This window comes from Mycobacterium sp. (genome assembly GCF_035603715.1).
In the GTDB taxonomy this organism is placed as follows: domain Bacteria; phylum Actinomycetota; class Actinomycetes; order Mycobacteriales; family Mycobacteriaceae; genus Mycobacterium.
Window position 1 is genome coordinate 22,856 of sequence record NZ_DATNJW010000061.1, and the last position, 10,892, is coordinate 33,747.

A 10,892-nucleotide genomic window follows, 5' to 3' on the forward strand; every position below is an offset into this window, starting at 1 on the left:
AGTGGTAAGGGCTGCGGTCAGGCGCCGGCTTCGTTTGCGCCATGCGCCAACACGGACATGGCACCCGCGATGATCTGCGAGAACGGATCCGCGCCGCCGCCGAATGTCGCCTGGTTGGCCGGCGCAGTGACCTCCGCCGGGTCGAAGCCGTTCACCGGGTCCACCTGAACCGGAGCGGTCGAGGGGTCGTCGTTGCGCGAGTAACCCGCGTTCACTCGGGGGATCAGGATGGCGTCGAGCTTGTTCAGCGTGTCTTCCGGGATCCCGATGTATTTCAGCGGCATGACAAGGGGAATGTGCTTTTGCGGCACCATGATCGTGGTGTCTTTGGCGCCCCGGGAGTTGATCGTCGTCCTGATGTTCTGCGGGGGCACCATGCTCTTGTTCGTGAAGGCCACCGCGGTGTGTCCGGTGGCCAGGCCCATCAGCGTGTTGGCCAGTGCGAACATGTTGTCCGGCCGATCCGGGAAGTCCGCGATCGAGTCGTATGCGGCCACGAACCTGTCGGTGTCGTACTGGCTTTCGTACGGAGGCGGCATGGTGTAGTCGAGCGCGGGAACCACGCTGCCGACCGGGAATGTGGCGGACAGGAAACTCTGACCGAAGGCATGGCGCCCGATCGGGTCGCCAAACGTGGCGAAGTTCAGCGCGTTAGCCGGGGGAGCGTTCGGGTCAGTCGCCAGCCGGGCTTGCGCGCCGTCGACCACGAACCCGCCCTCGGACAGGCCGATCGCCGTACCAGGCCGACCCGTGTTGCGGATCGCCGCAACGAGATTGTCCACTCCCACGTCGACGGAATAACCCACGCTGGGGCCGTCCAGGCCGATGCCCGGAAAGTCGTGGTCGAAATTGTCGATTTCCGGCTTGAGACCCGGGAAGAGGGTCGCCAGCACGTGCCCCTGAACCTGGCCGGCCGGATAGCGAACGATTTGGCGTCGCTGGCCGGGGAACCAGTCCGCGCCCTCCATCTTGATGTATTGGTCGTAGGGCACGCCTAGGACGTGAGCGCCGCCAAGGGCGTAGGCGGTCTGGTCACCCGGCGCTCCCGGAGTCGGCGGCCCGCTGATGGGCGAGTCGTCGGCGGTAGCGGCGCCGATGCCGAAACACCCTGTGGCGCTGATGCTTACCAGCGCACTAACTCCTGCGAGTAGTTTCTTCATCGCGACCCCCGACCACTCATCTTTGTCTCGTAGTCTCACATAGATCATGCGGGCACGCGAACCTTCGCAGCCCGCGATGGCCACCAGTTCGCCCGTCCGATCAGCGCCGCCAAAGCGGGAACCGTGATGGTGCGAACCAGGAAGGTGTCCAGCAGGATTCCGATGCCGATGATGACACCACCCTGGACCACAGTACCGATGCTGGAGAACAACAAGCCAGCCATCGAGGCGGCGAAGATCACACCAGCGGCGGTGATCACACCGCCCGTCGAACTCAGCGTGCGGATGATGCCGTAGCGCATGCTGCGCGGCGACTCGTCACGCATTCGCGAGACGAGCAGCATGTTGTAATCGGCTCCCACCGCGACCAATACCACGAATGCCAGCGGTGGCACGCTCCAGTGCAGATGCTGGCCGAGGATGAATTGGAAGAGCAGCACGCCGATGCCGACCGCTGACAGATACGAAATCACCACGGAAGCAACGAGATACAACGGCGCGACGATCGCGCGCAGCAGCGCCATCAAGGTCAGCATCACCACAAGGAGGGTGACCGCGATGATGAATCGGATGTCGTGGTTGTAGTAATCGCGGGTGTCTTTGAGGCCAACGGTGAACCCCGCCATCGATATCTTGGCGTCCGACAGCGCGGTATTCGGTTGAGCTCCCTTGGCGGTCGCAAGGATCGAGTTGACCTGATCCATCGCTTCGGTGCTGAACGGATTGAGCTTGGTTTGTACTAAGTACCGCACCGAATGGCCGTCCGGCGACATGAAGACGTTGGCGGCCTTCTTGAATTCTTCCAAGTGCAGCAACTGTGACGGGATGTTGAAGCCGGCCATGGCGGGTTGGGCCGCGTCGTGCTTCAGTGACAACAGGAACGTGGCTGACTCGCTGAGCCCCGCACCCATCTGTTTGACCTGGTCAACGAGCTGAGCCACCGCATCAGCCACCTCCCGGCTTCCGCCGGCGAATTGGTCCGCGCCACTTTGCAGGGCGCTGAGGTTGGTCTTGACGCTGCCCGGCTGATCCATCCCCATGGACTGCAGCACCCCGGTGAGCCTCGTGAACGACGCCCGAATACGGTCTGCGGATGCCTTCAATGCCTCTTTGTCCGGGTATTGCTGCAGCTGGTGGGCCAGGTCGTTGATCGCATCGACGTCTTCTCGATCTCGCGAACTCAGCAGCTGCTCGAACGTGTCGCGGGTGCTGCTGCAGGACTCATCCATATTGCACACAGGATTACCGCGCAGGGCCATCGCCACCGGACCTATCCAGGAGAAAAAGTCCTTGGCGCCGCCGTACGTAAAGCCCATGGCATTGGTGAGCGAGTTGACGTGGTCGACGAGCTGGGCGGTGATGTCGACTTGTTTCACCAGGGCGTCGCCGCTGTACTGGTCCTTCGTCGAGGACATCGTATTCTCCAGGTCCTGCACACTCGCTGCGAGCCGGCTGACCTGGCCGCGCACCTCGTCAAGGTTGCTGGCCAGCGTGCCTGCCCCTTCGGACAGCCGGTTGAGCTCGCTGGTGTGGTCGTTGATCAGCTCCGATCCGCCCTGCAGGAAGGTGCCTATGGCCCCCGCCTGGTAGGTAGCCCTGAATTGTTCCGGTACGTTCCCGGTCGGCCGGGTGATACCACTGATCGCGGCGATGTTCGGTAATTGGCTGACTCGGTCCGCCATTTGTTCCAAATCGGCCAGGGCCTGCGGCGTGCGCAGGTCGCGGGGCGACTGGATGAGGATGTATTCCGGGATCGATTGATTCACCGGGAAATGTCGATCCAGCACGTTGTATCCGACGGAACTCGGCGCAGAAGCCCCCAGTGCCTTCCGGTCGTCGTAGTTGTAACGGACAAAGGCAGAGCAGCTGGCCAGGATGGCCAGCACCAGCAGGCTGGCCACCAGATGAGTCCTGGGCCGGCGCACGATGCGGATACCTGAACGTCGCCATAACCGGGCGGTCAGTTCGCGGCGCGGCTTGACCCAGCCACGGGGGCCCGCAAGCGACAGGATGGCCGGCAGCAACGTCACCGCGGCCAGGAACGCCACGCCGATCCCGATCGCCGCAGCCACCCCGACCGTCTTGAAGATGCCCATGCGGGCGAAGCTGATCAGCAGGAACGTGATTCCCACCGTGGTGGCGGATGCGGCGATCACTTTTCCGATCGAGATCAATGCCCGCTTGACCGCCTGATCGGACGCCTCACCCAACCGTAGGTAGTCGTGATATCGGCTGATGAGGAAGACCGCGTAGTCAGTTCCGGCGCCGGCCATGATCGCGCTCAGAAAGACGATGGACTGATTCGAGACACCGGTGCCGGTCAGCGCGGAGTAAGCGGCCACCGTCGACTGCGCGATCATCAGCGACAACCCGATCGAAATCAGCGGTAGCAGCATGGTGACCACGCTGCGGTACACCACCAACAGGACGAGCAGCACCAGCACGCCGATCGCCAGCTCGATCGGAAGCCGATCCTTCTCGCCCGCGACGGTCAGGTCGGCGACCGTCGCCGCGGGCCCGGTGATGTTCGCCCGCAGTGACGTTCCTGCGACGGCATGACGGACGACATCGCTGATCTGGTTGTAGGCGGCGTAGGACCGTGGCGTTCCCAACTCGCCTGCGACACCCACTGGTAGCACCCAGGCTTTGTCGTCCTTGCTGGTCACGATCGACCGCAGCGGTGGCGTGCTGATGAAATCCTGCAGCATCACCACATTGCGGGTGTCCCGACGCAACGCGTCCACCAGCTTGCCGTACACCGCTTCGTCGTCGCGGCCGAGACCCTTATCGTCGGTTAGGACGACCAGCAGCAGGTCTTCGGAGCCCGATTCATGAAACGCCTCGGTCATCTTCCGAGCGGTGACGCTCGACGGCGCATCGTTGGGCAGGATGGCGAGTGGATGCTTCTGGGCCATCTCGTTCAGCGACGGGAACGTCAGCGGTAGCGCGACCGCAACCGCGATCCAGAGCCCTATCACCAGCCAGGGCCATCGCACCACAAAATCAGCTAGTCGCCGCATAGCGTCCCCGCCCCCGTTCGGCGCAGCTGCTGCGCCCGTCGGCGACGCTCGCCGACGCATTACACACCGTTTTAACCATCCACCTGCTCACGCTATGCGACGCGGCCCCAGTGTCCGCTGTCGGCAACCCGCGTACACACCGACCGCATCGCCTCCATATAGCGGGTCACCGACTTCTGGGCGACCGGGTTATCGGGATACATGATCGCCATGACCGTGCCTTCGCCGTACCGGAAGATGTAGATCGTCAACTGGTATGAGAAGCGTCCGTCGGGGTAGATCCCGACGTTGTCCGCAAGGCCCAGGTCAGCGGCTGCGAGAATGGCGTTGAGCGGCGCAGCTCCGCCGTGCAGGAAGTTCGATACCGGAAAGTTCGGTTGCGGCCATTTCAACCACGGCGCCAATTCCAATACCCGGTAGTAAGGCACCCGCGCCATGTCCAGACCCGAATCGAAGGAAGACTGCGCTGCCCACGCCGCGTCGCCGAACGAGGCCGCGGCTATCGGCACGGTGATCGGGATCAACCCGGTGAACCACCCCTGGGTCATGAAATTGTCCGCGCCGGTGCGGGAATCCCTCGGAGTAAGTCCGTAGTACGTCGGAGCACCAGTGAACTCGTGCTCCACCAGTGCGAGACAGGCGAACAACCCGCCGACGAAACGCGCGCCGGCCGTGTTGCAGGCTGATTCGAATCGTTCGGTCTGCTCTGGGTCCATCAGGAGGTCGGAGGCCATCTCGCTGCTGGTCGATTCCGACGGATTACCCAGTGGGAGCGGGAACTCAGGAAAGCTGCCATTGTTGTTCTCCGCATAGTCGATCCAGGCGTTCACCCCGGGCGAATCCACGGTCAACGTCGACGTGAACTCGCGCTCGCGGACGCAAAAATCGTCGTAGCTGCCGGCATCGGGAAGCTCGAGGGGCTTACCGCCGCCGCTCAACGCGGCATACATGCCGTTGGCCTCCATCATCGTGGTGCCGATCAACGTCGCGTCGCCGTGCACGTGGTCCATAGCGACAAAGAACGTGAAATGGCCTTCGCGTTGCACAATCCCGAAAGTGAAGCAGCCCCACTCCAACGGATTCGGTATACCCACGACGTGGGCGCGAACTTCGTCCTCGGTCATGTTGCCGTGATTGATCGGCTCGAATTCGATGTCGGCCGGGTCGGTGATGGTGTGCCGGACGAACTGGTCATCGCTGGTGTGCTCGAACCAACTCCGGAACGTGTCGTGCCGACGCAGGTAGGCGTTGAGGGCGACATCCATCGCCGCGATATCACACTCGCCGGACGCGTCACAGCTAGCGATGATTTGGCGGGAGAAGTTCAGCCCCGCGGCGGTCCGGTCGCAGTAATTTCGCAGATGCTGACCCTGCATGTAGCTGACCGGTACCGAACTGGCCGGCGCGTGCCGGGCCTTCTCTGCAGCCACGGGCGTCGGGTGCCAGGAGGTAACTGAGCCTGGAGCCAGCACCCATTCCTTGAGTGAGCCGACGGTGATCTTCCCGATGCGCAAGTGTTCGTCCTCCTGATGTGTACGACTCTCGTGCGGTCGCAGCTTGCAGCGAGACCCAAGATATCCCGCTCCGCATTCACTGTCGCCCGGTATCGCCCGCCTGCGTGGGCTCGCCGACAGCTCACGCGGATTCTATGGACATAGAACCATCTGGTGTAGAACGGCAGATGACACCCGTACCTTGCGGTACGGTGCCCGTATCCGGCACCGCCGCCGGCACGCCATTTGCATTACCCGCCCCGCGGCGGCAATTCTGTTGCCCATCCGGACCGCACGCGGCGACCGAATCTTTCACAGTCCCCCCAATCGAGAGGACAGCGCATGGTATCCGCTAACGGCCCCCTGCAGCCAACATCAAGTTTTGCGATCGTCGGCTATGCGGCGCGCTTTCCGGGTGCGGCGGATACGGCCGAGTTCTGGGATTTGCTGCGCGAAGGCCGGGACGCGGTATCGGAGATACCCGAGGACCGGTGGGACGTCGACGAGTTCTTCGACGCGGATCCCGACGCGCCCGGCAAGGTTGTGAGCCGCCGGGCAGGCTTCGTCGACGACGTGACGGGGTTCGATGCGCCGTTCTTCGGTATATCGACGCGCGAGGCCAGATTGTTGGATCCGCAGCATCGGCTGTTGCTCGAGACGGCGTGGCGGGCGGTGGAGCATTCTGGCACCGCGCCAACGGCTTTGGCGGACACCAACACCGGCGTGTTTGTCGGCCTGGCCACCCACGATTACCTGGGAATGGCGTCGGGCGACATGACTTTCCCGGAGATCGAAGCCTATATGGCGATCGGAACGTCGAATGCCGCCGCGGCGGGCCGGATCAGCTACCGGTTGGGGCTGCAGGGCCCGTCGGTCGCCGTCGACACCGCGTGCAGCTCGTCGTTGGTGGCAATCCATCACGCATGTCAGGCGCTGCAACTGGGCGAGTGCGACCTCGCTCTGGCTGGCGGCGCGAACGCCATCCTCACCCCGGCGACGATGATCACCTTCTCCCATGCGCACATGCTGGCGCCGGACGGGCGATGCAAGACGTTCGACGCCGCCGCGGACGGTTACGTGCGCGGCGAGGGTTGCGGCGTCATCGTCATCAAGCGGCTCGAGGACGCGATCCGCGACGGTGACCGGATCCGGGCCGTGATACGCGGCAGTGCGATCAACCAAGATGGCGCGTCGGGTGGATTGACGGTGCCCAATGGTATTGCCCAGCAACGGGTTATCACTGCGGCACTGAAGCGCTCCGGCCTCGCGCCCGCTGACGTCGACTACCTGGAGGCACACGGGACTGGGACATCGCTGGGTGACCCGATCGAGGCTCAGGCCGCCGGCGCGGTGCTCGGCGAGGGCCGCGAGGCCGGCGAGCCGCTGTTGATCGGCTCGGCAAAGACGAACATCGGGCACCTGGAAGCAGCCGCCGGCATCGCGGGCGTCATCAAGGTCATCCTGTCGCTCGAGAACCAGTTGCTGCCGCCGCACCTACACTTCCGCAACCCGTCGCCGCACATCCCCTGGGACCGACTGGCGCTGCAGGTCGTGCAGGAGGCCACCCCATGGGTGCCCAACGGTCGGCCGCGTATCGCGGGGATCAGCTCATTCGGGTTCGCCGGGACCAACGCGCACGTCATCCTCGAGGAGGCACCGGCTGAAGCGGCCCAGATCGCCTCGACATCCGAGTCGGCCGACGACCGGCGGTTCAGCATCCTGCCGATATCGGCCCGCACGCCCGACGCGCTAGTTCAGATCGCCGATCAGTACCGGACCTGGATGAGCGCGCACCCGGAGGCCACCTTGGCAGACGTGTGCTTGACCGCTGGGGTCGGGCGGGCACACTTCGAGCACCGAGCCGCGCTGGTGGTCAACTCGACCGAATCCGCCAGCGAGTTGCTCGGCGCACTCGCCGACGACCGCCCGGCGCCCGGTCTGGTGCGGGGAGTGTCCGATGACACGCCCAAGACCGCATGGCTGTTCACTGGTCAGGGCAGCCAGTATCCCGGCATGGCGCGCGAGCTGTTCGACACCGAGCCGGTGTTCGCCGAGACGTTGAACCGCTGCGCGGCCGCGGTCGCCGATGTTCTCGAAAAGCCATTACTGGACGTCATTTTCGACGTCGACAGTCCGGACAGCGAAAAAACACTGCGCCAGACTTCCTACGCCCAGCCGGCCTTGTTCGCAGTGGAGATGGGCCTGGCCCGGCTCTGGCAGTCCTGGGGCTTTGACACCGACGTGGTGCTGGGCCACAGTGTCGGTCAGTATTCGGCCGCTTGCGTCGCGGGCGTATTCAGCCTCGAGGACGGCGCCAAGCTGATCGCCGAACGCGGCCGTCTTTTCGGCAGTTTGCCTGCGGGCGGGCGAATGGTTGCGGTCTTCGCCGGCGCCGAGCGGGTCGAAGGGTTTGCCGACGAATTCCCGAGCCTGTCCGTTGCCGCCTACAACGGTGCCAACACCGTATTATCAGGGCCGGCAACGGATCTGGAGCAGGTGGTAGCCAGGTTGCAAGCCGACGGCGTCCGGTGTGATTGGCTGGAGACCAGTCACGCATTCCACTCAGCGCTGCTGGACCCGATCCTCGACGAGTTCGAGGCGTATGCGGACCAATTCAAATACACATCCCCGGACCGGATTCTGGTGGACAACCGCACCGGCGTCGCGATCGGTAGGAGCCAGAAGCTGGATGGCAACTACTGGCGTCGCCACGCACGGCAGCCGGTCGAATTCGCCAAGAGCGTCAAGACGCTGTCCGACTTGAATTGCAAGGTGCTGCTGGAAATCGGGCCGCAACCGATTCTTACCGCCGCAGCTCTGCGGGCGTGGCCCGACCCGGCCACCACGCCGCGGGCTATCGCATCGCTGCGTAAGAACACTGCCGATCACCGACAGATCACCGAAGCCCTCGCCGACGCGTACGCGCTAGGGCATCTGCCCGACTTCGGCGCCCTCCGGCAGGCACACGCGCGAAAGCTCGACCTGCCCACCTATCCGTTCCAGCATCGCCAGTACTGGTACAAGGACAAGCGAGAGCGCCCCAACCAACAATCACACATGGGTGGTCCGCGTACCCAAGCCGTGCGTCTACTCGAGGACGGCCGGATCGAGGAACTCGCGGGCCTACTCGGCGGGGCGAGCGCTGACGGGCAGACCGTGCAAGTGCTGACAAAGCTTGCCGCACAACACAACCAGCAACGCAATACGCAAGCCATCGCGGACGACCGCTATGAGATCCGTTGGGAGAAGTCCACTGCCACGGCCTCCGATGCGGATGCCGGCGAGGCGCCTACCTGGCTGCTGGTCGGCGATAATGGCGAGGCGGTCCAGTCGTTGGTCGACGCGCTGACAGCGCAGGGCCAGCAGCATCAGATTCTCGGGTTGCCGGCCTCCGATGCCGACGAGGAGCAGCTTACGGCCGCGTTGCGTGCCGCCGCTGAAGCGGCGTCGACGCTGCGTATCGTGCACGTCGCAGCGCTCGACTCCGACACCGCGCCGTCGATGCGGTCGCTGCTGCGCATGCAGCACCAAGTCCTGGGCGGAACAAAGCGCCTCTTCCGCGCCGCGGCTGCGGCAGAACTGCGCCAGCCGATCTGGCTGGTAACCCGTGGCGCACAGCGGATTAGCGACGCGGACATTGTCTCGCCGGATCAGACCGCCCTGTGGGGATTCGGACGTGCCGCTTCGCTGGAACAGCCGCAGGTATGGGGCGGACTGGCGGACCTGTCTGAAGGCACTGCTGACGAATGGTCGCAGTTCGTCACCCGGCTCGCGGCCGCACCACGCGGTGAAGACCAAATCGCGTTGCGTGATCAAACGGTGTATGTGCCCCGGTTGCTTCGGCGGGTTGGGGCACCGAGCGCAACGCCGCTGGCATTGCGTGATGACGCAACGTACTTGGTAACCGGTGGCCTGGGTTCGATCGGACTGGAAATCGCCGGATTCCTTGCCGCGCACGGCGCCAAGCATCTGGTGCTGACCAGCCGACGCTCGCCCAGCGATGCCGCGCAACTTCGCATCGACGCGTTACGTGAGCAGCATGGCAGCGACATACAGGTCGTCGCGGCCGATGTCGCCGATGCGCACGACGTCGCTCGACTGTTGGCCACCGTCAAGGCTGAGCTGCCGCCGCTGGCCGGCATCGTCCATGCCGCAGGCGAGATCGGCACCACGCCGCTGAGCAACCTCGACGACGACGAAGTCGATCGTGTATTTGCCGGAAAGGTCTGGGGTGCTTGGCATTTGAGCGAAGCAGCTGCGGATCTGAAGCTGGACTTCTTCCTCAGCACGTCGTCGATCGCCTCAGTATGGGGCGGATACGGCCAAACCGCCTACGGCGCGGCCAACGCCTTCCTCGACGGGCTGGCCTGGCGGTTGCGCGAGCAGGGCATCGCCGGGGTCAGCGTCAACTTCGGCCCGTGGGCAGCGGGCATGGCGGACGAGGAAGCGCGCGCGAAGTTGGCCCAACGCGGGGTCCGCACCTTGTCACCCGCCGATGCGCTGGCCGGCCTGGCCGATCTGTTGACGGCGTCGTCCGAACAGGGTGTGGCGCGGGGCGTCGTGGCCCGGATCGACTGGGCGAAATTCCTGCCGCTGTATCAACAGGCCGGCCGACGGGCCTTCCTCGCCGAGTTGGAGCGTGAGGTGCCCAGCGCGGTGCCGGTTACCACGGCGTCGGGGAAGACAGAGCTCGTCGAGCGGCTCACCAACGCCCCTGTGCAGCAACGCCGGAAGCTGTTGTCGGACTTCCTGCGTGACGCGGTCGCCGATGTGACCCGAGTCGACGCCTCCGAGATTCGCGAGGACGCCGGGTTCTTCGACCTCGGCATGGATTCGCTGATGGCCGTCGAACTGCGGCGGCGCATCGAGCAGGGCGTGGGCAAGCAGATCCCGGCGACGCTGGCGATGGACCACCCGCGGCTGTCGGACGTGGTCGACTATCTGCTCAGCGACGTGCTGGGGCTCAGCGAGCAGCCATCCGAGCGTCCCGACCGGGTGGAGGCGGCGCCCACGCGCACCACCGAGCCGATCGCGATCATCTCGGTGTCCTGCCGATTCCCCGGCGCCTCGGACCCGGAAGCGTTCTGGGACTTGCTGTCCGGCGGCGTCGACGCGATCCGGGAGGTCCCCGAGGACCGCTTCGACATCGACGAGTTCTACGACCCGGACCCCGAGGTGCCCGGCAAGATCTACAGCCGGTTCGGTGGATATCTCGAAGG

The 10,892-nt window shown here is 64.6% G+C and carries 4 protein-coding genes; 1 reads left to right on the plus strand and 3 read right to left on the minus strand.

Going from position 1 to position 10,892, the window contains the following annotated elements; translation table 11 throughout:
* Positions 1-17: 17 nt before the first annotated feature.
* The 3 genes from pe to VN856_RS02540 all read right to left on the minus strand — a co-directional run bounded on the left by pe (position 18) and on the right by VN856_RS02540 (position 5,694).
* Positions 18-1,160, minus strand: a complete 1,143-nt coding sequence (pe, locus tag VN856_RS02530) for an acyltransferase PE (RefSeq protein WP_325685843.1) — start codon at positions 1,158-1,160, stop codon at positions 18-20.
* A 44-nt stretch (positions 1,161-1,204) separates the two neighbouring features.
* Positions 1,205-4,180, minus strand: a complete 2,976-nt coding sequence (locus tag VN856_RS02535; protein WP_325685837.1) for an MMPL family transporter — start codon at positions 4,178-4,180, stop codon at positions 1,205-1,207.
* Between the two features lie 92 nt (positions 4,181-4,272).
* Positions 4,273-5,694, minus strand: a complete 1,422-nt coding sequence (locus VN856_RS02540; protein ID WP_325685839.1) for a condensation domain-containing protein — start codon at positions 5,692-5,694, stop codon at positions 4,273-4,275.
* A gap of 321 nt (positions 5,695-6,015) precedes the next feature.
* On the opposite strand from VN856_RS02540, the gene VN856_RS02545 reads away from it, so the two are divergent.
* Positions 6,016-10,892, plus strand: a 4,877-nt coding sequence (locus VN856_RS02545; RefSeq protein ID WP_325685841.1) for a type I polyketide synthase, incomplete at its 3' end; no start/stop codon positions are given.

Bases quoted from the DNA above. Each gene is read 5' to 3' on its own strand.
- pe (WP_325685843.1), bottom strand. From the start codon at position 1,160: ATGAAGAAACTACTCGCAGGAGTTAGTGCGCTGGTAAGCATCAGCGCC.
- VN856_RS02535 (WP_325685837.1), bottom strand. From the start codon at position 4,180: ATGCGGCGACTAGCTGATTTTGTGGTGCGATGGCCCTGGCTGGTGATA.